This is a genomic window from Microvirga ossetica (assembly GCF_002741015.1).
In the GTDB taxonomy this organism is placed as follows: Bacteria; Pseudomonadota; Alphaproteobacteria; order Rhizobiales; family Beijerinckiaceae; genus Microvirga; species Microvirga ossetica.
This window is the reverse complement of the sequence record NZ_CP016616.1, coordinates 931,258-956,419: the sequence shown is the minus strand read 5'-3', so window position 1 is coordinate 956,419 and position 25,162 is coordinate 931,258. Positions and strand designations below refer to the sequence as shown.

Below are 25,162 nucleotides of genomic sequence, written 5' to 3'. Positions count from 1 at the left end.
GATGCGCTTCGTGCTCGCGCTCATCGCGGCGCTGGTCTTCGGCAGCGCTGCCTTCGCCGTTCAGCTGGACGAGGTGCTGAAGGATTCCGCGCTCGAAAAGCGCGCCCGCGAGATCTCTGCGGGCCTGCGCTGCCTTGTGTGCCAGAACCAGTCCATCGACGATTCCGATGCGCAGCTCGCCAAGGACCTGCGGCTCCTGGTGCGCGAGCGTCTGGTGGCCGGCGATACGGACGAGCAGGTGCACGATTTCCTGGTCCAGCGCTACGGCGAGTTCGTGCTGCTCAAGCCCGCCTTCGGCACGCATACCCTGCTGCTCTGGCTGACGCCCGCCCTCGTCCTGATCCTCGGCGGCATCGGCGCCTATGCCGCCCTGCGCCGCCGTCCGCAAAGCGCCACCGCGGCGCTCGATGCGGACGAGGAGAGAAAGCTCGAAGAGCTGCTCAAGCGCGATCAGGTTTGAGCCCAGAATCTTCAGGAAAAAACGGCGGTCGCAGGTTAAAATTCCTCGCGATTAACCGTCACATTTTCTTTGTGGGGATCATACCATTTTGTTGTGGTGCCAAGCTTAAAATGGGCTGATATCGGGCCTTCTGCATCTCCCGAATTCCCCGCGCGAAAGGCACGGTCGTGAAACCTGCGGCCTATGGATTTTGCCTGATTCTCCTGACCCTCCCTGTCGCCGCGCAATCGAGCGAGACTCTCGTCGCGAAGCGCGAGGCCTGTCGCATCGAGGCGAGGAGCCGCATCGTCTCGAAAGGAAAGATCGAGGTCGACGATTACCGGCGCATCGTCGAACGTCGGGCGGCCTATGTGAGCCAATGTCTCGAGCGTTCCGTCGTGGCGCATAACGGTCAGCCGCTGCCGCCGAAGAGGGTGCTTGACGATGCGATGGATGCCGCGCCGGCACAGGCGGCAGTCTCGCCAAGCAAGGAGCGGAGAAAAACGAAGGTTTCGTCGCTCAGGACCGTCAAGGCGAAGACCCTCAAGGGCAAGAAGACCCGGATCTCCTCGCGCAGGAGGGGATGAGGCCACCTCTTTCGAAACCTTACCAACAATTCATCTTCGGGTGAGCGTGCCGTAAGGCGCCACACCCCATCTTGCTCCCATGACGAACCGGGAACGGTTCTTCCAAAGGTTCTTCAGGAGAGACAAGACATGTTGGACAAGGTTTCCACTTCCCCCCGCAAGCGCACCGCCAAATGGCTCGGCGCAGCGGCCGTTGCCGCCCTCATCGCGGGCGGCGCCGTCGAGAGCGGTCTGGTTGCCCCCAGCCCGGCCCATGCCGAGCTGCGCTCCATGTCGCAGCCGGTGCAGAACGTTCCCTCCTTCGCCGATGTGATCGACCAGGTGAAGCCCGCGGTCGTCGCCGTGAAGGTCAAGGTGCAGAACGTTGCCGATCGGGACGATGACGGCGACGGCCAGCAGTTCTCGATGCCCGATCTGCCCCCGGGCCATCCGATGGAGCGCTTCTTCCGCCAGTTCCGCGACCAGATGCCCGGCCGTGGCGACCGCGGCCCGCGCCAGGAGCGTCCGCGCCAGTTCGGCCAATCCCTCGGCTCCGGCTTCTTCATTTCGGCCGACGGCTATGTGGTGACCAACAACCACGTGGTCGACAACGGTTCCGAGGTGCAGATCACCATGGATGACGGCAAGACGCTCGACGCCAAGGTCATCGGAACCGACGAGAAGACCGATCTCGCGCTGCTGAAGGTCGAGGGCAAGGACTTTCCTTACGTCCGCCTCGCCGGCCAGAAGGCCCGGATCGGCGACTGGGTTGTTGCCATCGGCAACCCGTTCGGTCTCGGCGGCACCGTGACGGCCGGCATCGTCTCGGCCCAGCACCGCGACATCGGCGCCGGCCCCTACGACGACTTCATCCAGATCGACGCCTCGGTGAACAAGGGCAATTCGGGCGGCCCGACCTTCAACCTCGCCGGTGAGGTCGTGGGCGTGAACACCGCGATCTTCTCGCCGTCGGGCGGCAATGTGGGTATTGCGTTTGCCATCCCCTCGAGCACGGTCGAGAGCGTGGTCGCTTCCCTGAAGGACAAGGGATCCGTGACCCGCGGCTTCATCGGCGTGCAGATGCAGCCGGTGACCAAGGAGATCGCCGAGGCCATCGGCCTGAAGGAGCCCAAGGGCGCCCTCGTCGCCGAGGCCATCAAGGACAGCCCCGCCGCGAAGGCCGGAATCCGCACCGGCGACACGATCATCGCCGTCGACGGGCAGACGATCAACGAGGCCAAGGACCTTTCCCGCAAGGTGGCCACCGTCGCTCCGGGCAAGTCCCTCTCGCTCACCCTGTGGCGCGAAGGCAAGGAGCGGACCGTGACCCTCGAGGTCGGGAGCCAGCCCAAGGGCGTCTAGTCGGGCGTCTAATCCGACCCGATAACTGCATCGACACCAGGCTTTCCAGTTGATTGCCCCCAAGTCCTGGTGTCTTCTGCCCACGGCAGTCCGGCCTCTCCCCTCCAGGGCCGGACTGCCGGCGGGCTTTTTTCTTGCGTGCGGGCTCATGCGGATTCTCATCATCGAGGACGACCGGGAGGCGGCCTCCTATCTCGTCAAGGCGTTTCGCGAAGCGGGCCACGTGGCGGACCATGCCGCCGATGGCCTCGACGGCTATGCCATGGCCGAGGCAAGCGACTACGACGTGCTCGTGGTCGACCGCATGCTGCCCAAGCTCGATGGCCTGTCCCTGATCCGTTCCCTGCGCGAGCAGAAGGTCGAGACGCCGGTTCTCATCCTCTCCGCCCTCGGCCAGGTCGACGACCGGGTGAAGGGCCTGCGCGCCGGCGGCGACGATTATCTCCCCAAGCCCTATGCCTTCTCCGAGCTTCTGGCCCGCGTGGAAGTTCTCTCGCGCCGCCGTGCCTCCACGCCGAACACCGAGCCTACGCTCTACCGCATCGCCGATCTCGAGCTCGACCGCCTGTCCCACCGGGTCACCCGCTCCGGCCACGAGATCGTGCTGCAGCCGCGTGAGTTCCGCCTGCTCGAATACCTGATGAAGAACGCCAACCAGGTCGTCACCCGCACCATGCTGCTCGAGCATGTGTGGGACTACCATTTCGATCCCCAGACCAACGTGATCGACGTTCACGTCTCGCGCCTGCGCGCCAAGATCGACAAGGGCTTCGACAAGCCGCTCATCCACACCATCCGCGGCGCGGGCTACATGGTGCGCGTCGGGGCGGAAGGGGACGAGGAGTGAAACTGCCGGTGCTCCCCCGCCGTGGCCCAAACCTCTCCTTGAGGGAGAGGTCGACGCGCGCCAGCGCGGCGGGTGAGGGGTTACAGGTCTTTCCGGAGAGCGCTCTCCCCCTCACCCTCGCTGCGCTCGAACTCTCCCTACTGGGGAGAGGTGACGGAAGCGGATCGTGACCGCGCTCGGCAAGCTCTTCCGGACGACAGCCTTCAAGCTGTCCTTCGCCTATCTGCTGATCTTCACCATCTTCGCCTTCGTGGGCTTAGGCTACGTGGCCTGGAACGCCCAGCGCCTTCTGACCGATCAGTTCGTGTCCACCATCGAGACCGAGATCAACAGCCTGTCCGAGCAGTACAGGTTCGGAGGATTGCGGCGCCTCGTGAACATCGTCGAGCGGCGCTCGCGCGCGCCAGGCGCCATGCTCTATCTCGTCACCACCGAAGCGGGGGAGCGGGTTGCGGGCAATATCGGCGCGTTGCCGCCGGGCGTGATCGGCCGGACCGGTCAGTTCGAAACGCTCTACAACCGCACGGATGAAACGGAGGCGAAGCCCGACGTGGCCATCGTGCGCGTCTATCTTCTTCCCGGCGGGTTCAGGCTGCTCGTCGGGCGCGATATCGAGGATCGCCGACGGCTGCAGGAGGTCATCTACAGAGCTTTCGGCTATTCGCTGCTCTTCATCGGCGTTCTCGGCTGCGTCGGCGGCTGGTTCATCACGCGCCGCGTGCTGAAGCGCGTGGACGACATGACAGAGATCACGCGCCACATCATGGCCGGCGATCTCGGCGGCCGGCTGAAGGTGGCCGGAACCGGCGACGAGCTCGATCGTCTCGCCCAGAACCTCAACGACATGCTCGACCGCATCGGCGAATTGATGCGCGGCATGCAGGAGGTGTCCGACAACATCGCCCACGATCTCAAGACGCCCCTGACGCGCCTGCGCAACAAGGCCGACGCGGCCCTGCGCACGGCGAGCACGCCCGACGAGCTCAAATCCGCGCTCGAGGCCACCATCGAGGAAAGCGACAATCTCATCCGCATCTTCAACGCGCTGCTCATGATCGCGCGGCTGGAGGCCGGGAACGCCCGCGAGGGGCTCGCCGATTTCGACGCGGCCGAGGCCGTGCGCGACGTGGCGGAGCTGTACGAGGCGCTCGCCGAGGAGGCCGGCGTGTCTCTGGACATCTCCGTAGAGGACGGCCTGCCCATTCATGGCAGCCGAGAGCTTCTGGGACAGGCGGTGGCGAACCTTCTCGACAACGCCCTGAAATACGGCGCGACGCCGGGGATATCCGAGAAAACGATCAGCGTATCCGCCCATCGTCAGGATGGCGAGGTCAGGATTGCGGTGGCCGATCGCGGCCCCGGCATTCCGGAATCCGAGCGGGGCCATGTGCTGGAGCGCTTCGTACGCCTGGAAACGGCGCGCTCCCGACCCGGCTTCGGCTTAGGATTGAGCCTCGCGGCTGCCGTGGCCCGGCTCCACGGCGGAACACTGCGGCTGGAGGACAACGCGCCGGGACTGCGCGTCGTTCTCTGCCTGCCTCTGACGGCCATGGAACTGCCGCAGCCGCCGCTGCAATCGGCCGCCTGAGGCTGCATGGAAGCATAACGGCATTTTTCGGTTGCCTCCGGCGCCGCACCGTGAACACTCGGGCCTTCGCAGGAAGACGAAGAGACGCCCCGTGCCGGATTCGAAGACCTCCCTCCTCAACCGCCTGACGAAGGCGCCGCTCGTGGCCGACCAGAAGCGCGCGAAGGCGCAGCTGAAGGATTTCATCGGTCGCGTGCGCGACGAGCCGGAGGCGGCTTCCCTCCTGCAGCATCTCGACGAAGGACTCTTTCGCGACCTTCTTCTTGGGATCGCCGATCATTCGCCCTTTCTCTGGCAGCTTGCCGTCAACGACCCGGCCCGTGTCGCGAGGCTTGCGTTCACCGCGCCCGAGGAGACGCACCGCGCCATCGTCAAGAACCAGACCGATCTCTTTCGCGTGCTGCGTTCCGGCGCGATGACGCGCGACCAGGCGGTGCGGGCGTTCCGGCGGAACCGCAACGCTCATGCGCTGCTCGTGGCAGCCGCCGATATCGGCGGCCTCTGGAGCACGGAGCAGGTCACGCAGGCTCTCTCCGACTTCGCCGATGCCTCCGTCGCCGGTGGCGTCAACCTCGTTCTCACCGAGATGGCCGATCTCGGGCGCGTCAATCTGCAGGATCCGGAATCGCCCGGCGAGGGCTCGGGCTTCACCGTGCTCGCGCTCGGTAAGCACGGGGCAGGGGAGCTCAACTACTCGAGCGACATAGACCTCGTGATCTTCTTCGATCCGGAAACGAAGGCGCTGCGCGATCCTTCCGAGGCGGCGACGATCTATACCCGCATCGCGCAGCAGCTCGCCAAGCTTCTGCAGGAGCGTACCGCCGACGGCTATGTGCATCGCGTCGACTACCGCCTGCGCCCCGATCCCGGATCGACGCCGACCGCCGTGTCGCTCGCCTCCGCTTATGTCTATTACGAGACCGTCGGCCAGAACTGGGAGCGTGCGGCGCTCATCAAGGCAAGGCCCGTTGCAGGCGATCTTGCGCTCGGCGAGACCTTTCTGAACGAGCTGCGCCCTTTCATCTGGCGCAAGTATTTCGACTTCGCCTCCATTGCCGACGTGCATGCCATGAAGCGGCAGATCCACGCGGTGCGCGGGCACGACGAGATCGCGGTGGCAGGCCACGACATCAAGCTCGGACGCGGCGGCATCCGCGAGATCGAGTTCTTCGTGCAGACGCAGCAGCTCGTCTTCGGCGGACGTCGCCCGGGCTTGCGCGGCCGGCGCACGCTCGACATGCTGAAAGCGCTCCACGACGAAGGCTGGATCACCGCGAGGGCCCGCGACGAGCTCTCCGAGGCCTACCGTTTCCTGCGCACCATCGAGCACCGGCTGCAGATGGTGGCCGATGAACAGACGCAGCGCCTGCCGTCGGACGAGGAGCAGCTGAAGCGCTTCGCCAAGTTCTGCGGCTATCCGACCGTGAAAGCCTTCTCGAAGGCCCTGACCGATCAGGCGAAGATCGTGCAAGGGCATTACGCGCTTCTCTTCGAGGAGGGGCCGGAACTCGCCACCGATGTGGGCAGCCTCGTCTTCACAGGTTCGGACAACGATCCCGATACGCTCGCGACCTTGCAGCGCCTCGGCTTCCGCGAGCCCGAGCGCGTGGCGGAAACCGTGCGTGGCTGGCATTTCGGCCGCCGTCCCGCGATTCAGAGCGCGCGCGCACGGGAGGTGCTGACCGAGCTCACACCCGCATTGCTTTCCGCGCTCGGCGGCACCGCCGATCCCGACGGCGCGCTCGCAGCGCTCGACCGTGCGTTCGGCCGCATGCCGGCAGCGGTCGAACTCCTCACCATCCTGCAATCGCACGATCGCCTGCGACTTCTCTTCGCCGATCTTCTCGGCACCGCGCCGCGCCTTGCCGACACGGTGGCGCAATCGCCGCATGTGCTCGATGCGCTCATCGATCCCGCCTTCGGCACGCCCACCGCCGACGACGAGGCCATCGAAGCCCAAGTGCGCCAGCTCATCGGCCCGCCGCGCGACTTCGAGGACTTTTTGGACCGCGTCCGCGATGCGGCGCGGCAGATGCGCTTCGTCACCGGTGCGCGGTTGCTCTCGGGCGTTCTCTCGCCGACGCAGACGGGCGAGGCCTATGCCGCCATCGCGCGCGCCGTCATCCGCACGTCGTTCGAGGAAGTGCGCCGCGCGTTTGAGGCCGAGCACGGCGCGGTGCCCGGTGCGAAGATCGCGATCCTCGGGCTCGGGCGTCTTGGCAGCCGCGAGCTGACGGCCGGCTCCGATCTCGACCTCGTGGTTATCTACGATTTCGACGAAGAGCGCCGCGAGAGCAATGGACCGAAGAAGCTCGACGCGGTGGTCTATTACACACGCCTGACGCAGCGCCTCGTCTCCGCGCTCACGGTGCCGACGCGCCGCGGCCTGCTCTACGAGGTCGACCTGCGCCTGCGCCCGCAGGGCGGCAAGGGGCCTGTCGCGTCGCAGTTCAAGGGCTTCGTCAATTACCAGAAGACCGAGGCCGAGCTCTGGGAGCACATGGCGCTCACCCGCGCCCGCGTGCTCGCCGGCGACGAAGTTTTTGGGACGGACGTCACACGTTCCGTGAAGGACATTCTCACCGCCAAACGCGATCCGAGGGCCGTGTTCAAGGACGTGCGCGCCATGCGCGAGCTGATCGCGCAGGAGAAGGGTGACGACGATCCGTGGGACATGAAGCTCGTCCGCGGCGGCCTCACCGATCTCGACTTTTTGGCGCAGGGACTGGTGCTCGCGCATGCGCAGAAGCACCCGAAGCTTGCCGGCCTTTCGACGGAAGCCACCTTCGCGGAAGCTCAGTCTTTCGGGTTGCTCTCACAAGATGACGCAAGGACGCTCGTCGACGCGCACCGTCTCTTCAACGACATCTTCCAATGGCAGCGCCTGACCATCGAAGGCAAGTTCGATGCCGAAAAGGTCCCGCCGGTGATCCTCAAGCGTTTGGCGACGGTGGCGGGGCTGCCGAGCGCGAAGGTGCTGCTGGAGCAGCTCCGGGAGATGTATCGCAAGGTCAGCGCGATTTTTGGTGCAACGGCATCGTGACGTTTAACGCCGGACGCCCATAGCCAGATGACGTTTCGGCAATGATTATTATGAGTTGCGATTCGTATGGGAAGATAAAACTTTTCGTATATTTATGAAGTGCTTATGTATTAAATAATCCTAAAAACCCCTCCGTCCCCAGAGTTATCGGTCCCCGGAAAATTTGCTTGGAATGCCCTGAACCTCGGTCGTATGCCAGGCTCGAGACCAGTTGGGGTAAGTAGATGTTTACAATCCAGCAAGCGCTCGAAGCATATTTCTCTACAAGTATCGGCACCTACGGCGGTTCGCAGCCTGGCTCTGGTATGTACGGCATTGACGGCGCTGGTGTGATCTCGAGATATGCTGACGGTAGGGTCTTCTCGGAGAATGGCACTGTTACCCAAACTCTCCCCGATGGCACACAGATTACCAGGGTGATCGAGGACGGGGAAAGGAATGAGCTTATCAAGTCTCCTGATGGCTCCGTGACGCTCATTCAGGGAGACAGTACCAGAATACAATACCAAACACGCTGGGCTGACGGAAGAGTAACGGAGCGTATGTACGTCGACACGAGCTCTGTGCATTCCGAAACAGTAGTCGAGCACTTTCCAGGTGGGCTCACAACCAGGGAATACCGCAGTTATACGAATGGCGTCTACAGAAAGGAAGAGATTAACGCAGAAGGTGAAACATTTCACGTAATCTACGACAACCCAGCAGAATATAGAAGAGAATATAGACTGAATGACGACGGGTCGTGGAGCCAAAAATATCCATACTATAACTCTGACGGAAAAGTAGACGGTACTTATTATCAGTATAACAAGAAAAACGATGCCGATACTGTCCTAGCTGGGGATTATCTGAACTACAGGTACGAGATACGCCAACATGATGGCGGGCCGAAGGAGATTACGGAAACGACGTCATATTATACTGTTGCTATGAAGATACCGGATTGGGGAACTACATACATCGGAGTAACGATTGCTCGCTCGGTGCGGACGGAGTTTCCCGACGGACGTGAAGTATCAGGTGAAACTGATGTGTGGGACGCAAGGTACGAATGGCGTGAACACCAAAATGTGTATGTACCGCGTGAACCACCTCCTCCAGACAATGATCACCTTTATGGCCCTAGCCGCTCTTATTCATGATGCGGCTGATGAGGGCTGGCGAGCGTAGCTTAAGCACTTGAAGCAGCGTAGGATTTGGTTGCTGAAGCCGATCCTGCACCCTCTTCAAAGGCTGCCACACCCGCCATGCCGGACGATACATCCGCCACCTTCCCGTTTCCAGCCGTTGGCCGCAAGAAGATCACCGCCGCTTTCGATGGCGGGCGCCTGTCGTCCGACGGCGGCGTCATGCTCCTGGCCCAGGCCGAGCGCCGGCTCGGGATCGCCGGGCGGCTGGCGCGCGTCATCCCGGATCGGCGCGCTCCAGGCCGCGTGACGCACGCGATCACCGACATGATCCGCGCCCGCATCTTCGCCATCGCGTGCGGCTATGAGGACTGCAACGACTTCGGTCCGCTGCGCGCCGATCCGGCGTTCAAGCTCGCCTGCGGGCACTTGCCGGAGACGGGCACTGATCTGGCGTCCCAGCCGACCCTCTCGCGCCTGGAGAACGCCCCGAGCCTGCGCGATGCCATCCGTCTGACCTATGCTCTGGTGGATCAGTGGATGGAAAGCTACGCCACTCCGCCCGACGGCGTGGTGCTGGACATCGACGACACCTGCAACGTCGTGCATGGCCATCAGCAACTGTCCTTGTTCAACGCGCACTATGATGAGCGCTGCTTTCTCCCCATTCATGTCTACGACAGCGCCACCGGCCGTCCGGTTGCCATCGTGCTGCGGCCCGGCAAGACGCCCTCGGGCCTGGAGGTGCGGGCGCATCTACGACGCCTCGTGCGCCGCATTCGCACGCGCTGGCCTCTCACCCACATCACGATCCGCGGCGACAGTCACTATGCCCGTCCCGAAGCTATGGACTTCTGCGAGCAGAACGGCGTCAGCTATATCTTCGGTCTGGCCGGCACGAGGCCGCTGACAACCAAGGTGCAGGATGTCGCCGATACGGTGCGCACCCAACGGGCGCTGGAAGATCGTGACGTCGTCCGTGGCTTTGCCGAGACGACGCACCGGGCCAAAAGCTGGTCGTGCGAGCGTCGCGCCGTTGCCCGCATCGAGGCCACGCGCCTGGGGCTCGACATCCGCTTTGTCGTCACCAACCTGACCGGCACCAGCCCGCGCGTCGTCTACGAGAGCCTGTACTGCGCGCGAGGCCAGGCGGAGAACTGGATCAAGTTCCACAAGGCGCAGCTTGCCTCCGACCGGACCTCGTGCCGGCGGGCCGTGGCCAACCAGGTTCGGCTCGTGCTGCACACGGCAGCCTACTGGCTGATGCTGTCATTGCGCGAGGCCATTCCGGCGATGCGTGATCTCGCCCGGGCCGAGTTCGCGACGCTGCGGCTTCGCCTGCTCAAGATCGCCGTGCGGGTGCAGGAAACCACCAGCCGCGTCCGGCTGGCCTTTGCCTCATGCTGCCCGGACGCGGATCTCGTCCGCCGCCTTGCGGGCGCTCTTGCACCCCAGCCCCGGGCAGCCTCGCCATAAGCGACGGGGCCGCCATCGCCCCGATCAACTCATCTCGTCTCTGCAACGCGTTCCCCATGTTCCAAACCTCGCCGCGGTGGAAGAAACGCAGCGGATCCGCACGCCGGGGCTGCAGATCAAATCATCCCGACCAACTCTGGTGAATACGATGGGCTAGTCTTGAAGTCCTCGGTAACGCTGTCATCGAGCGCTTGAGGGATCTGTCCGGCTCAAGGAAAAGTGGCGTCATAACTCTGGAAAATGGCACCGTAAGCTTCTCTATCGAGGCCCATTTTGGCACGAGCGGCAATGACCAGATTCAGGGGACGGGTTTCCTCTACGGGGCCGACGGCAACGATACCCTGGCTGGAGGTGCGGAACGAGACACTTTGCTGGGTGGCGATGGTAACGACACTTTGGCCGGAGGAGGTGGCAATGATCGCCTCGGAGGCGGCAAAGACGATGACACCGTCGATGGTGGCTCTGGCGATGATACTCTGAACGGCGACGACGGCAACGATGTCCTAGTTGGCAATCTTGGCTCTGATACACTGGATGGGGGCGAGGGGCTGGATGTTGCTTCTTACGAACAGGCAACCAGCGGTGTTGTTGCGAACCTCGCCGATGCCACGCAGAACACCGGCCAGGCAGCAGGCGATACCTACACCTCCATCGAAGGGATTGCTGGTTCGGCCTATGACGACAGGCTCGCAGGCACTGCTGCAAACAACATCCTTTTCGGTTACAATGGCAACGACCGCCTTATCGGCCTTGCGGGCAATGACATTCTTATCGGTGGATCCGGCGCCGACACGCTGGAGGGCGGCGAGGGCTTCGACATCGTCAGCTATGCGGAGGCCGCGGCAGGTGTCGTCGTCACCCTGCTCAAGGATGTGGTGAACACGGGCGAGGCAGCAGGCGACGTCTTCTTCTCCATCGAAGGCCTGGTGGGCTCGAAGTTTGCCGATGTGCTCACCGGCAACAGCCTGAGCAACATTCTCGGTGGCGGCGCCGGCGACGACGTGCTTGTGGGTGGCGGTGGAGGCGACTCCCTCTCCGGCGACGCTGGCAACGACCGCCTGTTCAGCAGGATCGACGCCGACCTGCTCGATGGCGGCGAGGGCTGGGACACGGTGAGCTACTACAAGGCTCTAAGCGGCGTTCAGGTGTACCTGTGGAAACCCATTCGCAACCGCGGAGAAGCGGGCGGCGATACCTACACCGGCATTGAGGTGTTTGACGGATCCCGCTACGGCGACGTTCTAGAGTGTGACTACAATAAGAACACATTCTGGGGCGATGACGGCAACGACAGCCTGAAGGGCAGGGCCGGGGACGACGTGCTATCAGGAGGCAACGGCGACGACGTGCTCGACGGCGGCCTGGGAGTCGACACGCTGAACGGCGGCTCGGGCTTCGACACCGCTTCTTACGCCGACGCCAAGAGCAACGTGCGGGTGGATTTGGGCAACGCCGACCGCAACCTGGGCGAGGCGTACGGGGACGTGTTCGTCTCCATCGAGAAGGTGGTGGGCTCGTCCTACAACGACACCCTGGAGGCAAGCTCCACGGACACTAGCTTCAACCGCTTCGAGGGCGGCGAGGGCCAGGACCTGCTCAAGGGCTATGGCGGCGTCGACACGCTTCAGGGCGGGGCGGGCGACGATCAGCTGGTGGGCGGCACCCGCGGCGACGTGCTCGACGGCGGCTTGGGCTACGACTTTGCCGTCTACACCGATGCGCTGGAGCGGGTGGTGGTGGATCTGGCCGACGCGGCCCGCAACCAGGGCTTCGAGGCGGCCGGCGACGTGTTCGTGTCGATCGAAGGTGTTAAGGGCTCCGCCTTTGCCGATCATCTCTATGGCGATGGGGGCGGCAACACCCTAGTGGGCAATGCAGGCGACGACCGGCTGGAAGGCCGGGCCGGCGGCGATTGGCTCGACGGCGGAGACGGCCGTGACCACGCGGTCTATTGGGGTGCGGCTGGGGCCGTGCGGGCGAGCCTGCTATTGGGTTATGGCAGTGCAGGCGAGGCTGGCGGCGACACCTACCGCTCCATTGAGGGCCTTGAGGGCTCAGGCTTCGGCGACTGGCTGCAGGGCGATGGGGCAGGCAACACGCTCTACGGCTATGGCGGCAACGACGAGCTTCTGGGCGAGGGCGGCAACGACTACATCGAGGGCGGCGACGGAGCCGACACCATCTCGGGCGGCGAGGGCCTGGACTGGCTCTTGGGCAATGCGGGAGCGGACGTGTTCCGGATGGACACGCGCCTGAGCGCGGGCAACGTCGATACGCTGGCGGACTTCAGCGTGGCGCAAGGGGACCGGATCGGGCTGGCTGGCAGCGTGTTCGGGTCTCTTCCGTCGACCACTGTGATCGAGATGCTCAACGGCGTGGCGGTGGGGCGCCAGATGCTGAAGAGCAGCGCGTTCACTATCGGCATGGCGGCCACGGCTTGGGAGCAACGGATCGTCTACGATCAGGCGAGCGGTGCGATCTACTTCGATGCTGACGGCTTTGGCGGCAAGGCGCAGGTGCAGTTCGCCAAGGTGGCGGCCGGCACGGCGCTCACCGCCGCCCACTTCCAGCTCTTCACCCTCTGAGACTCGCGCCCGCGAGAGGAGGCTGGTGCAAACCTGCACCGGTCTTCTCATTTGCGCTCCCCGCAATAGGAGGCGGCCGGCGGCGTGTCGATCTGCATCCAGGAGTTACATTCTTTCCTAACGGACTCACAATAGGTAGAAAAAGGGCAGAGATTTCATAACGTTAGCTCTCTCTCCAGAGAGTATCCGGAAGCCCCGAATTGTGACCTGATTGCGGCAGGGGGCCGCGTCCGACGCAAGAGCGCGGATCAAAGCGGCCGTCGAACCGACATCAACGGGAGAGAACCATGGCAGAGAACAACCAGGAAAATGAAAATCCGGGCGGCATTGGGGGCGGCGGAGCGCCCTCCGTCCCTGGTGGTTTGCGCTCCGTCTACGGCGACAACACGGCCAATGTCTATTATGGCACCGCGGGGGTGGAGCATTTCTACGGCTATGGCGGCAACGATAAATTCTACGGCGGGGGAGGCGGCGACACCTATTACGGCGGCTACGGCCAGGATACGGTGAGCTATTGGATCGCGACCGCAGGCGTCAAGGTCTATCTCAGCCATATGTGGGATAACACCGGCGCCGCGGCGGGTGACGTCTACTACGAGATGGAGGTCGTCGACGGCTCGACCTTCGAAGACACGCTCGAAGGTGACAGCTTTTCGAACATCTTCTGGGCGGATCGGGGCAATGACATTCTGGTCGGACTGGGCGGGCATGACACGCTCATGGGTGCCGATGGCGACGACTACCTGAATGGCGGCATCGGCAGCGATGTCCTCGACGGCGGCAACGGGCGCGACACCGCGAGCTACTGGGATGCTTGGAGCGGCGTCCAGGTCTATCTCAATGGGTCGAAGGCGAATGGCGGCGCCGCCGCCGGCGACACCATCATCGACGTGGAGGCGGTCGACGGCAGCCGCTTCGGCGACGTGCTGGTCGGCAATACGGGGAACAACACCTTCTGGGGCGATGCTGGCGACGACCAAATAGACGGTGGAGCAGGCGCAGACGTTCTCAACGGCGGCTCTGGTTTCGACTCCTTCTATTTCACCACGGCGCTCGGCGGGTCGAATGTCGACCAGATCACCGAATTCAACCCTTGGGATGACGGGATCCAGCTGTCTACGAAGGTCTTCGCGGGCATTCTGAGCCAGTCGGAAGGGAATCACCTCGTATCGTGGCAATTCACAAATGGCGCGAAAGCGACGAGCAGCAATCATCGTATCATCTATGATAAGGTCACCGGTGATCTGTATTTCGACAAGGACGGCTCCGGTGCGGCGGCGCAGGTCAAGTTCGCGACGCTTCAAAAGGGCCTTGACCTGAGCTCCTCGAATTTCTTCACGTACAACCCCGAGCTGTATTCGATCTGACGATCAGCTGCACTCTCAAAGAGGCCGGCATCCCTGGGATGCCGGCTTTTTTGACAGCCTCAATGCCAACGGCAGGGCAAATCTCGCGATCAAGGGACTGCATCCGTCCGGGTGCGCAGCATCAAACCTTTGGCGGGCGTTACGGATCGCATCGGTATCCGGGTTTTTCGAACGGCAAAGCGCCATGATTCCGTTACAAAGGTAACCTTGGGCGGTTTCCGTTCGTTGTCGCGTGCAGTGGCTACGGTGGAGCGACTTACGCCGCCGCGTTGGCCAGCGCGATATCCGCATTCGTCGCTTCGGTGAGCGGCAGGTGGACCAGAACGACGGTGTCAAAGCCTTCCTGGCTCTTGAGCTTAGGGGAACTGGCTTCCTGGCATTAATCTCCGAGACATCTGCGTTCTTATTTATGGTTGAGCCGTTGATCCTTGCCGTCTTCCAAACTGCAAGTTGGCAAACCTCAAAGTATATCAACTTAGGCGGAATTAGTGGTGTAGAATAGCCTCAATGATTTTCTGCGCTATATGTAATTATAGTTGTAGTAATAACAACTTCCAGGAGTATAAGGCTAAAAATAAGTAATATTACGGACATAATAAAAACAATATTGCCAATTTCCTCTCTGAACGAAGAGTAGGCTTGGCCATTCCCTGATCCAAAACCCCGCTCAGAGCAGGCCCGAGACAACAAGAGGCAGCTCGACGGGGGTGAACGACGCTCCGAGCACATCAAAGCGAGCGTCGGTGAGGGAGAAACAAATGGCTCTAACTATTCTTGAGCGTGAATATCTAGATTTCATGCATAGGTACTCAGGCGCTGGAAATGCGGCCCCTATCACCTATGGTGGCGCAGCGCCCGGGACTACCGTAATCGGAACCGATGGAACCTGGGACGTCGATGAGGGCGACGTGGGAACTGGACCAAACGACGGGCAGGGGCCGTTCAAAGCACGCTTTACCGAGGATCTCTACGGCGCCCCTCCGAGTCTCCTCCCCGCCGATTTCAACGGCGACTACCACAACGAGTTTCTCTACGATGACATTGATGAACTGCAGAGCGGAAAACATTACGAAGGCGGGCTTGAATTCACGATCGTCAGTTATTGGGGCGCACCGGAGGGTCTGACAGCCAGTCTCAGCAATCCCGAGATCAACACGGGTTGTGCGGCAGGAGATACGTATGGTCCTTCGGTCGAAGGGCTCGGAGGAACCGCGTTCGACGACATTCTTATCGGAAATGACCGTGGCAACTTCCTGCTCGGTGGAGTTGGGCAGGATGTGTTGCATGGACTGGCAGGCGATGACCGTCTGTTCGGCCATGACGGCGACGACAAATTGTACGGCGGGGACGGTGCCGACTGCCTCATCGGCGGGGAGGGCCGGGACACTGCCAGTTACTGGGGTGCCACGGCAGGCGTTGAAGTTTACCTAGCGCACACCATAGACAACAAGGGTGAGGCAGCCGGAGACTGGTACGACAGTATCGAGGTGATCGACGGCTCACGTTTCAACGACATCATTGAGGGCGGCAAGTTTGCCAATACGTTCTGGGGCGATGATGGGAACGACCTGCTCAAAGGCAAAGTGGGAAACGACACCCTGTCGGGCGGCAATGGAGACGACAAGCTCTATGGCGGCGCCGATGCCGATCATCTGAACGGTGGAGCGGGCCGGGATACGGCCAGCTACTGGGACGCGGCCAGCGGTGTCGAGGTCCATCTGGGCAACACCTCGGCCAACAAGGGCGAGGCAGCCGGCGATAGCTATGTCAGCATCGAGGTTGTCGACGGCAGCCGCTACAATGATATCCTCGTCGGCGATGCAGGCTCAAACATCTTCTGGGGTGATGCCGGAAACGATGCCCTGAACGGCGGTGCCGGTGCCGACATCCTTGGCGGAGGAGCCGGCTCGGATACGTTCATCTTCGATACGGCTCTCGGCTCTTCCAACGTCGACACGATCAATGACTTCAGTGTCGCCGGTGGCGATTTCATTCAGCTCAGCACAAGCGTGTTCTCAATCGATATGTTTGGCGATACGCTTGCATCGCACCAGTTCACCAAAGGCTCCGCCGCGACGAGCAGCGCACACCGGATCGTCTACAACACCACCACGGGTGAGCTGTTCTATGATGCGGACGGCGCCGGCGGCATGGCGCAGATCAAGTTCGCCAACATCGGCAAGGATCTTGCCCTGAGAGCGGACATGTTCCTCGTCGTCTAGGCTAGTTTTTTCAACGATAAGACAAGCCGGCCCTTACAAGGGCCGGCTTACTGTCGATTAAGATCGTTCGGCAATTAGAGCCTCGGACCGGAAATGAGACTCCTGGCTTCTGTGCGAGGCCGAGCTGTGATTCACTGCCTGGACTGGGAGGTGGATTATGGGTCATTGCTATTCCCTGGATCTGCGGGTGCGCGTCGCCGACTTTGTCGATGCAGGTCATTCCTGCCGGGCGGCAGCCCAGCACTTTGACGTCAGCGAGAGTTTCGCCATCAAGCTGGTGCAGCGGAAGCGGCGGTTCGGCTCGCCGGCACCGGCCCGGCAAGGCCGTCCGCCCGGACGCGGCAAGCTGGTGCCCTATGAGAGCTTCTTGATCCAGACGGTCGAGGCCGAGCCGGCCATCACCATGCCCGAGCTGGCCGCAAGGCTGCTGACTGAGCATGGGATCGTTGCGGCTCCCGCGATGCTCTCGCGCTTCCTGTGCCGGCACGGCTTCTCATATAAAAAAATGCCTGATGGCGGCGGAGTGCGCACGCGCCGATGTGCGGGATGAGCGCCGGGTCTGGCATGCCCAGCGCCAGCCGCGCATGCGCCAGGAGACGCACCGGCTGGTGTTCCTGGACGAGACGTATGTCAACACCAAGATGACGCGCCTGCGCGGGCGGAGCCGCAGGGGCCAGCGCCTACGCATGAAAGCTCCCTTTGGACACTGGAAAACCCATACCTTTCTGGCTGGGCTACGGTGCAACGAGTTGTGCGCGCCGTGGATCATCGATGGCCCGATCACCCGGTTGGCGTTCGAGGCTTACATTGAGACGCAGCTCGCGCCGACGCTGCGCAAAGGCGATGTGGTGATCCTCGACAACCTGGCTGTCCACAAGAGCGAGAAGGCCGCTCAGTGTCTGAAGCAACGCGGAGCCTGGTTCCTGTTTTTACCTGCTTATTCGCCTGATCTTAATCCAATTGAACAGGCCTTTGCCAAGATCAAAGCGCACTTGCGCAAGGCCGAGGCCCGAACGTTCGACGCGCTCTGGCGAGCGCTCGGTGAGATCTGCAACCTGTTCGAACCACAAGAGTGCTGGAACTACCTTAAGGCTGCCGGATATGCGTCCGTTTAACCGTCCGATGCTCTAGGCCGCCGCGTCCGCCAACGCGATGTCCGCGTGCGTGGCCTCCGTCAGCGGCAGGTGGACCAGCACGATGGTGCCGACGCCTTCCTGGCTCTTGATGCGCAGGCTGCCGCCGTGGAGCTCGGTGAGCGAGCGGGCGATGGCGAGGCCCAGCCCCGAGCCCTTGTAGCTCTTCGAGAACTCGGTCTCGACCTGCTCGAAGGGCTGGCCCAGCTTGTGCAGGGCGTGATCGGGGATGCCGATGCCGTTGTCCTCGACATAGATGTTGACCGCGTTGCCGGCTTGGCGGGTGCGCACCGTGATGCAGCCGTCCTCGCTTGTGAACTTCGTGGCGTTCTGGAGCAGGTTGACGAGGATCTGGTGCAGGGCGCGTTCGTCGGCGGGCACCACGATGTCCTCGGGGCTCACGTCGACGGTGATGGAGAGGTTCTTGGCCTTGGTCTGCTCGCCCACCAGCTTGAGGGCGCGCTGGATCGAGGCATGAACCTCGAGCGGCTGCTTGGTGAGAGTCGTACGGCCGGCCTCGATGCGTGACATGTCGAGGATGTCGTTGATCACCGACAGGAGATATTCGCCGCTCGAGCGGATGTCGGAGCAATATTCCTCGTACTTGTCGGAGCCGAGCGAGCCGAAGATGCCGCTCTGCATCACTTCCGCAAAGCCGATGATGGCGTTGAGCGGCGTGCGCAGCTCGTGGCTCATATTGGCGAGGAATTCGGACTTGGCGCGGTTGGCGCTCTCGGCCTGCGCCTTCTGGTCGAGATAGCGCTCGGCGAGGTCCGCGAGCTGATGCGTCTGCGCTTCGAGCTTCTGGCGCGACTGCTTGAGGTCGAGAACGGTGGCGATGAGTTCCTTCTCGGACTCGACGAGGCGGTGCTCGTGACGCTTGAGGGCGGTGATGTCCGTGCCGACGGAGACGTAGCCGCCGTCCTTGGTGCGGCGCTCGTTGATCTGGAGCCAGCGGCCGTCCTGCAGGCGGGCCTCGAAGGTGCGCGCGCCCACATCCTGCTGCTCGCGGCGCAGGAACTGATGCTGCACTTCCGGCGGGCGGCCGAGCGCCATCACGTCCGCATAGGACTTGCCCTGCAGCTGCGCATCGGCGGGAAGCTCGTGCAGCTTCTGGAATTTCGAATTGCACAGCACGAGGTTGTTGTTGGCATCCCAGAGCACGAAAGCCTCAGAGATCGCCTCGATGGCGTCGTGCAGGCGCGCGTCGGCCTTGGCGGTCTTCTCCTCCAGCCCGCGCTGCTCGGTCACGTCCACCGCGATGCCGACGAGATGGCTCGCCGCATCGTCGGGATCGTTCATCAGCTCGGCGCGGGCGCGCAGCCACACCCAATCGCCCGTGATGCTGCGGATGCGGAATTCGTAATCGACGAGAGAGGTGCTGGCAGAGGCCAGCTGCTCGGCCAGCGTGAAGAGATCCTGATCCTCGGGATGGATCATCGTGTTCACTTCGCCGAAGGAGAGGAACTCGTCCTGGCGCTCGTAGCCGAGAAGCTCGTACATGGAATCGGACCAGTAGATCCGCCCGCGGCCGATATCCCAGTCCCACAGGCCGCAGCGTCCGCGGTTGAGGGCGGAATCGATCCTGTCGCGCACCTTCTCGCAGACTTCGTCTGCGGCGCGCGCGCGGTTCGCCTGCATCACGTAGGCGATGCCGATGCCGAGCAGCACGACGATGGTCGCGCCGAGAAGCGAGACATGGCCGATGGTGCGCGTCCACCAGCCCGACAGAATATGCGGCATCGGCTGCACGAGCGCGATCTGGCCGGAGGATGCATGAAGCGAACGGACGGTCGCCATGCCCTCGCCGCCGCCGGGAAACTTGATCGTCATGACGCCGGCGCGGTCCGCGAACAGCATCAGGGGCTGGGCCTCGCCCAGGATGTCGGTGAGCTTCGCCGGCGCGTTATCGAGCGGCGGATAGACCGCGAGGATCGACCCGGCCTCACTGACGAGCATCAGGCTGCGCCGCTGAGTCAGTGCGCTTGGCGGCATGTCCTTCGCCAGACCCTCGAGCAGGGACACGGCGTGGGCGCGATCGGCGGGAGCCGGCGCTGGGCCGAGCTTTGCAGCTGAAAGAGAAGCGATGATGTCGATGTCGTTGATGGCGTCGAACAGCGTGTCCTTGCGTCCGTCGCGGATCTGGACCCACGCGCTGCCCGCCAGGGTGATGAGGAAGAGGATCAGGAGAGCCGGAACCGCCAACCGCAGCAGGGGCTCATATTGCTCGAGCCGCCGATATGTAGGGTTCGCGTCAGACCGCGTCACCCCTAGAATCGTACCCGCGCGTGCGGGTACGCATGCGGTCACCGCCCCCGCCATGCGATGCTTCCTCCGGAACCATATACGTCCTGTTTCGGAGGACGTGCCGCATCTCTCCGAATCACTAACAATAGAATCTTGAGCGGGTGATTTGTCTAGTTAGTAGAACCCGAAGGTTAATAAAAAATTTCCCGTCGCATCTTCCCTTGGGGAAATCTGGGATATCTGCGTAACCCCTTCCAAACAGGAGGTTATTTCGACTGGTCCATTTCGAGGGAACGGCTCACGATATCGCCTACATCCCGGGAAAGATTGGGCTTTTGCGCGATGGATTGCAGGGCCTGTTCGGCATGCTCCCGGCGGGTTGAATCCATCATGCGCCAGGTGCTGAAAGCGGTCAGAAGCCGTGCCGCAAGCTGGGGATTCAGCTCGTCCGCGCGCAGCACGATGGAGGCGAGGAGGCGATAGCCGGCGCCGTCGGCGCGGTTGAACTGAACCTGGTTCAGCATGGCGAAGCTGCCGATCAGCGCGCGCACGCGGTTGGGATTGGCGATGGAGAAGGCGGGATGCTCCATGAGCGCCTTAACCCGTTCGAGGGTGCCGTCCTCGGGGATTGCGGCCTGCAGCGTGAACCATTTGTCGAGCACGAGCGGCTCGTTGCGGTAGCGGTCCCCGAAGGCGGCGATGGCCGCTTCGCGTGATGCGCCGGGCAGGGTGGTGAGAACGCTCAGCGACGCCAGGCGATCGGTCATGTTGCTGGCGGAATCGAGCTGCGCCATGGCGAGCGCCTCTCCGGTGCCCGGGTCGGCCGCCGCGAGAAGATCGAGGCACGCATTGCGCTGGGCCCGCCGCCCGGCACTGGTCGCGTCGGGGCTGTAGCCTCCCGATGCGGTCAGCGATTCATAGAAGCGGTGCAGGTGCTCGATGCAGGCGCTGCCGATGCGGCGTCGCATTTCGGTTCTCGCGCGGTGGATCGAATCCGGGTCCACGTCCTGCCCGATCTCCTGCGCGATGTCGGCCTCGCTCGGGAGCGTGACGGCGAGAGCGGCAAAGGCGGGGTCGTCGAGGGCATCCCGGTCCATGAAGGAGCGAAGCGCCGAGGAGAAAGCGGCGACTTCGGAATCCACGACCGGCTTCCCGGTCGAGTGAGCCGCCAGCAGGCGCATCGCGACGGTCTGCGCCGCCTGCCAGCGGTTGAACGCATCCGTGTCGTGCCGCAGCAGGACGAGCAATTCCTCGCTGGGAAGATCGAGCGAAACCTTCACCGGGGCGGAGAAGCCCCGGAACAGGGACGGCACCGGCAGGGATGTCACGCCGGTGAAGGTGATGCTGTCGGCCGCCGTGTCGAAGAGGAAGACGCCGCGCGGGTCGACCCGGTCGCAGGCCGCAGCGACGGGCGAGCCGTCGCGCGAGACCAGGGCGAGCAGCACGGGGATGGCCATGGGCTCCTTCTTCGCCTGGCCGGGTGTCGGCGGCGTGCTCTGCGCGAAATCGAGGCGGTATGTCTGCGCGTCCGGATCGTAATGGCCCTTCACCTTGACCCGCGGCGTGCCGGATTGCTCGTACCAGCGGGTGAAGTGGGACAGGTCGCGGCCCGTCACCTCGGCGAAGGCGCCCAGGAAATCCTCGACCGTGGCGGCGGTGCCGTCGCAGCGCTCGAAGTAGAGGTCCATGCCGCGTCGGAAATCCTCGTCGCCGATGATCGTCTTGAGCATGCGGACGATCTCCGCGCCCTTCTCGTAGACGGTCGCGGTGTAGAAGTTGTTGATCTCGCGATATTGCGTCGGACGCACCGGATGGGAGAGGGGGCTCGCGTCCTCGAGGAACTGCCGCGCGCGCAGGGTCTTGACCTCTGCGATGCGGTGCACCGGGCGGGAGCGCTCGTCGGACGAGAATTCCTGGTCGCGGAAGACCGTCAGGCCCTCCTTCAGGCAGAGCTGGAACCAGTCGCGGCAGGTTACCCGGTTGCCGGACCAGTTATGGAAATACTCGTGAGCGATGATCGCCTCGATATGGGCATAGTCCATATCGGTCGCGGTCTCGGGAGAAGCCAAGACGTATTTGTCGTTGAAGATGTTGAGCCCCTTGTTCTCCATCGCGCCCATGTTGAAGTCGGACACGGCGACGATGTTGAATACGTCGAGATCGTATTCGCAGCCGAAGACCTCCTCGTCCCAGCGCATGGAGCGCTCGAGCGCATCGAGCGCGTAATCCGCGCGGTCTTCCTTGCCGGGCTCGACATAGATGGCGAGATCGACCTGGCGCCCGCTCGCGGTCGTGAAGGTCTTGGCGACGCGGCCGAGGCGGCCTCCCACGAGGGCGAAGAGGTAGGAGGGCTTGGGGTGCGGGTCGTGCCAGACGGCGTAATGACGGTCCGAGCCTTGGATGGCCCCGCTCTCGACCAAGTTGCCGTTGCCGAGAAGGACCGGGACCTCGTTGCGGTCGGCCTCGATGCGGGTGGTGTAGACGCTGAGCACGTCGGGACGGTCGAGGAAATAGGTGATGCGGCGAAAGCCCTCGGCCTCGCATTGGGTGCAGTAATTGCCGCTCGAGCGGTAGAGGCCCATGAGCTTGGTGTTGGCGGTCGGGTTGATCTCGGTCTCGATCGTCAGGCTGAAGGGCTGGCGGGGCGCCTGGGGGATCGTCAGCGATTGCGGAGTGGCTTCGAACTCTTCCGGGGCCAGCGGGATCTCGTTGAGCGCCACGGATTTAAGGTTCAGCTCGTCGCCGTCGAGAACGAGAGGCGCGTCCGAGCGCCCCTCCGGGTTGGGCCTCATGAAGAGCGTCGCGGTGACACGAGTCCCTGTCGGATGCAGTTTGACGTCAAGCTCGACGCGATCGATCAAAAAGTCGCTGGGCCGGTAATCCTCAAGGCGGACGAGCGGAGTTGTGTCGGTGCGCATCGGTGACCCGTTTGAAACTAAGTTGCGGTCGAAGCTGCGGCCTGGAACGGGGCCGCCCGTCTGAATGAGGCATCAACTGTTAACAGGCATCCCATCTTGGCCAAATCCAAGGCTTTTTCCCTGCAACAAAAAGGTACCTCTTGATCTCTCTGGGAAATACGCCATCACCTAGGCCCAGCCCATGGGAGACGATGATGGAATACCTACATACGATGGTTCGCGTTTCGAACCTCGAACAATCCCTCGATTTCTACTGCAACAAGTTCGGGCTGGTCGAAGTCCGGCGGACGGACAACGAGAAGGGCCGCTACACCCTCGTCTTCCTGGCCGCCCCCGGGGATGTGGAGAAGTCCAAGGACACGAAAGCACCGCTGCTGGAACTCACCTTCAACTGGGACGAGAACGAATATGCCGGCGGCCGCAATTTCGGCCATCTCGCCTACCGGGTCGACGACATCTACGAGACCTGTCGCAGGCTGATGGAGGCCGGCGTCACGATCAACCGCCCGCCCCGCGACGGCTACATGGCCTTCGTGAAGTCCCCCGACAACGTCTCCATCGAGCTGCTGCAGCGCGGCGAGCCGAAACCTGTGCAGGAACCCTGGGCCTCCATGCCCAATACCGGCACCTGGTAGGGTCAAGCCTCCCGGCCGGCATGGCCCGATCCGTCGGCCGGCCCCTTGGCGAAAAGATCTTGCTCCGCCATTCTACCCGGCCCACCATAAGACAGCCGGGTACAACCGGCGGAGGATCATCGTGGTACGAGAGACAATCCGCTTCTGGCGGCAGGGCAGGGCCCTCGAGGTTTCAGGTTTTCATCCGCGCACCACGCTTCTGGACTATTTAAGGCTTCAGGAGCGTCGCGTCGGCACCAAGGAAGGTTGCGCCGAGGGCGATTGCGGCGCCTGCACCGTGGCTTTGGGCCGGGTGCGCGGCGGCCGGGTGCATTACGAGCCCATCAATGCCTGCATCCTGCTGCTCGGCCAGATCGACGGAGCCGAGCTCGTCACGGTCGAGGATCTCGCGGCGAACGGGGAGCTGCACCCGGTTCAAGCCGCCATGGTGAACACTCACGGTTCCCAATGCGGCTTCTGCACGCCCGGTATCGTGATGAGCCTGTTCACTCTCTACCACGAGGGCGGGCAGCCCCTGAGCCGCGGCGCGGCGAACGACGCGCTCGCCGGCAATCTCTGCCGCTGCACCGGCTATCGGCCCATCGTCGATGCCGCGCTGCAGGCCTGCGCTCAGCCTGCGGACGACGCGTTTTCCGCAAACGGCACGAAGACCGCGCAGGGCCTCATGACCTTTGCCGACGGACAGGATGTCTTCATCGGCGACGAGACCCGCTTCTTCGCCGCCCCGGCAACAGAAGCCTCGCTGGCGGCACTCTATGCAAAGCACCCCGATGCCACGCTCGTTGCCGGCTGCACCGATGTGGGATTGTTGATCACCAAGGGCATGGCCGAGATCGAGAAGATCGTCTGGCTCGGGCGCGTGGCCGGCCTCGACCTCATCGAGGATTCCTCCGAAGCGCTCGGCATCGGCGCGACCGTGACGCATGCGCAAGTCTATCCGTCGCTGGCGCGGATCGATCCCGATCTCGGCGAGCTCATGCGTCGGTTCGGCTCGGCGCAGGTGCGCGCCACCGGCACGGTCGGCGGCAACATCGCCAACGGTTCGCCCATCGGCGATCTCGCTCCGGCATTGATCGCGCTCGGATCCGAGCTTGAACTGCGGCAGGGCGATCATGTGCGCACCATGCCGCTCGAGCATTTCTTCATCGCCTATCGACAGCAGGACCGGCTGCCCGGCGAGTTCGTGCGGCGGGTCACAGTGCCGAAGCTTAAAGGCAACGAGGTCTTTCGCGCCTACAAGATCTCGAAGCGTTTCGACGAGGACATCTCCGCCGCGATGGGGGCGTTCAAGTTCACCCTCGACGGGCGGCGCATCGTGGAAGCCCGCGTCGCCTATGGCGGCATGGCGGCGACGCCGAAGCGCGCCACCGAGACAGAGAACGCACTGACCGGCCTTTCCCTCGACGAACCCGCAAGCTGGGGCGAGGCGATGGCTGCCATCGCGCGCGACTACCAGCCCCTCGACGATCATCGCTCGTCGGCCGTCTACCGCGCCACGGTCGCACGCAATCTCGTGTTCAAGGCTTTAAGCGAAACTGCATCGGGCGAGACGCGGGCGACGCGCATCGTCGGCCAGCGCGAAGCGCTGGAGGCGGCGGAGTAGGACC

At 63.2% G+C, this 25,162-nt stretch carries 16 protein-coding genes and 1 pseudogene; 15 read left to right on the top strand and 2 right to left on the bottom strand.

Going from position 1 to position 25,162, the window contains the following annotated elements:
* The first annotated feature begins 1 nt into the window (after position 1).
* From BB934_RS04455 to BB934_RS04385, 13 genes and pseudogenes are all read left to right on the top strand, one after another.
* Entirely contained in the window at positions 2-460 is a 459-nt protein-coding gene (locus BB934_RS04455) for a cytochrome c-type biogenesis protein (protein ID WP_099508549.1), read from the top strand.
* A 167-nt stretch (positions 461-627) separates the two neighbouring features.
* Positions 628-1,026, top strand: a complete 399-nt coding sequence (locus BB934_RS04450; RefSeq protein ID WP_099508548.1) for a hypothetical protein — start codon at positions 628-630, stop codon at positions 1,024-1,026.
* 129 nt (positions 1,027-1,155) lie between these two features.
* Complete coding sequence (locus BB934_RS04445; RefSeq protein WP_099508547.1) at positions 1,156-2,367, top strand: S1C family serine protease; 1,212 nt, start codon at positions 1,156-1,158, stop codon at positions 2,365-2,367.
* 148 nt (positions 2,368-2,515) lie between these two features.
* Complete coding sequence (locus tag BB934_RS04440) at positions 2,516-3,214, top strand: winged helix-turn-helix domain-containing protein (RefSeq protein ID WP_099508546.1); 699 nt, start codon at positions 2,516-2,518, stop codon at positions 3,212-3,214.
* Between the two features lie 166 nt (positions 3,215-3,380).
* Entirely contained in the window at positions 3,381-4,802 is a 1,422-nt protein-coding gene (locus BB934_RS04435) for a HAMP domain-containing sensor histidine kinase (protein WP_173909420.1), read from the top strand.
* A gap of 91 nt (positions 4,803-4,893) precedes the next feature.
* Positions 4,894-7,845: a bifunctional [glutamine synthetase] adenylyltransferase/[glutamine synthetase]-adenylyl-L-tyrosine phosphorylase gene (locus tag BB934_RS04430; protein WP_099508544.1), complete on the top strand. Its 2,952-nt coding sequence runs from the start codon at positions 4,894-4,896 to the stop codon at positions 7,843-7,845.
* Between the two features lie 224 nt (positions 7,846-8,069).
* Complete coding sequence (locus BB934_RS46875) at positions 8,070-8,987, top strand: hypothetical protein (RefSeq protein WP_157934031.1); 918 nt, start codon at positions 8,070-8,072, stop codon at positions 8,985-8,987.
* 105 nt (positions 8,988-9,092) lie between these two features.
* The gene (locus BB934_RS04420; protein ID WP_099508542.1) at positions 9,093-10,448 is read left to right on the top strand and encodes an IS1380 family transposase; all 1,356 of its coding nucleotides are present in this window, start codon (positions 9,093-9,095) and stop codon (positions 10,446-10,448) included.
* A 191-nt stretch (positions 10,449-10,639) separates the two neighbouring features.
* Positions 10,640-13,033, top strand: coding sequence for a calcium-binding protein (locus BB934_RS04415; protein ID WP_157934030.1), 2,394 nt, complete (start codon positions 10,640-10,642; stop codon positions 13,031-13,033).
* Positions 13,034-13,320: 287 nt separating this feature from the next.
* The gene (locus tag BB934_RS04410; RefSeq protein ID WP_099508540.1) at positions 13,321-14,400 is read left to right on the top strand and encodes a calcium-binding protein; all 1,080 of its coding nucleotides are present in this window, start codon (positions 13,321-13,323) and stop codon (positions 14,398-14,400) included.
* A gap of 313 nt (positions 14,401-14,713) precedes the next feature.
* Positions 14,714-14,902, top strand: a complete 189-nt coding sequence (locus tag BB934_RS04405) for a hypothetical protein (RefSeq protein WP_099508539.1) — start codon at positions 14,714-14,716, stop codon at positions 14,900-14,902.
* Between the two features lie 241 nt (positions 14,903-15,143).
* A complete protein-coding gene (locus BB934_RS46870) occupies positions 15,144-16,622 on the top strand; it encodes a calcium-binding protein (RefSeq protein WP_157934029.1) in 1,479 nt (492 codons plus the stop codon).
* Positions 16,623-16,779: 157 nt separating this feature from the next.
* A pseudogene (locus tag BB934_RS04385) lies at positions 16,780-17,737 on the top strand (IS630 family transposase).
* Positions 17,738-17,749: 12 nt separating this feature from the next.
* On the opposite strand, the gene BB934_RS04380 reads toward BB934_RS04385, so the two are convergent.
* A complete protein-coding gene (locus BB934_RS04380) occupies positions 17,750-20,023 on the bottom strand; it encodes a sensor histidine kinase (RefSeq protein WP_237050183.1) in 2,274 nt (757 codons plus the stop codon).
* A gap of 245 nt (positions 20,024-20,268) precedes the next feature.
* Positions 20,269-22,920: an aminopeptidase N gene (gene pepN, locus BB934_RS04375; protein WP_099508534.1), complete on the bottom strand. Its 2,652-nt coding sequence runs from the start codon at positions 22,918-22,920 to the stop codon at positions 20,269-20,271.
* Between the two features lie 194 nt (positions 22,921-23,114).
* On the opposite strand from pepN, the gene BB934_RS04370 reads away from it, so the two are divergent.
* Positions 23,115-23,555: a VOC family protein gene (locus tag BB934_RS04370; protein WP_099508533.1), complete on the top strand. Its 441-nt coding sequence runs from the start codon at positions 23,115-23,117 to the stop codon at positions 23,553-23,555.
* 121 nt (positions 23,556-23,676) lie between these two features.
* On the top strand, positions 23,677-25,158 hold the full coding sequence (gene xdhA / locus BB934_RS04365) for a xanthine dehydrogenase small subunit (protein WP_099508532.1): 1,482 nt from the start codon (positions 23,677-23,679) through the stop codon (positions 25,156-25,158).
* Positions 25,159-25,162 lie beyond the last annotated feature (4 nt).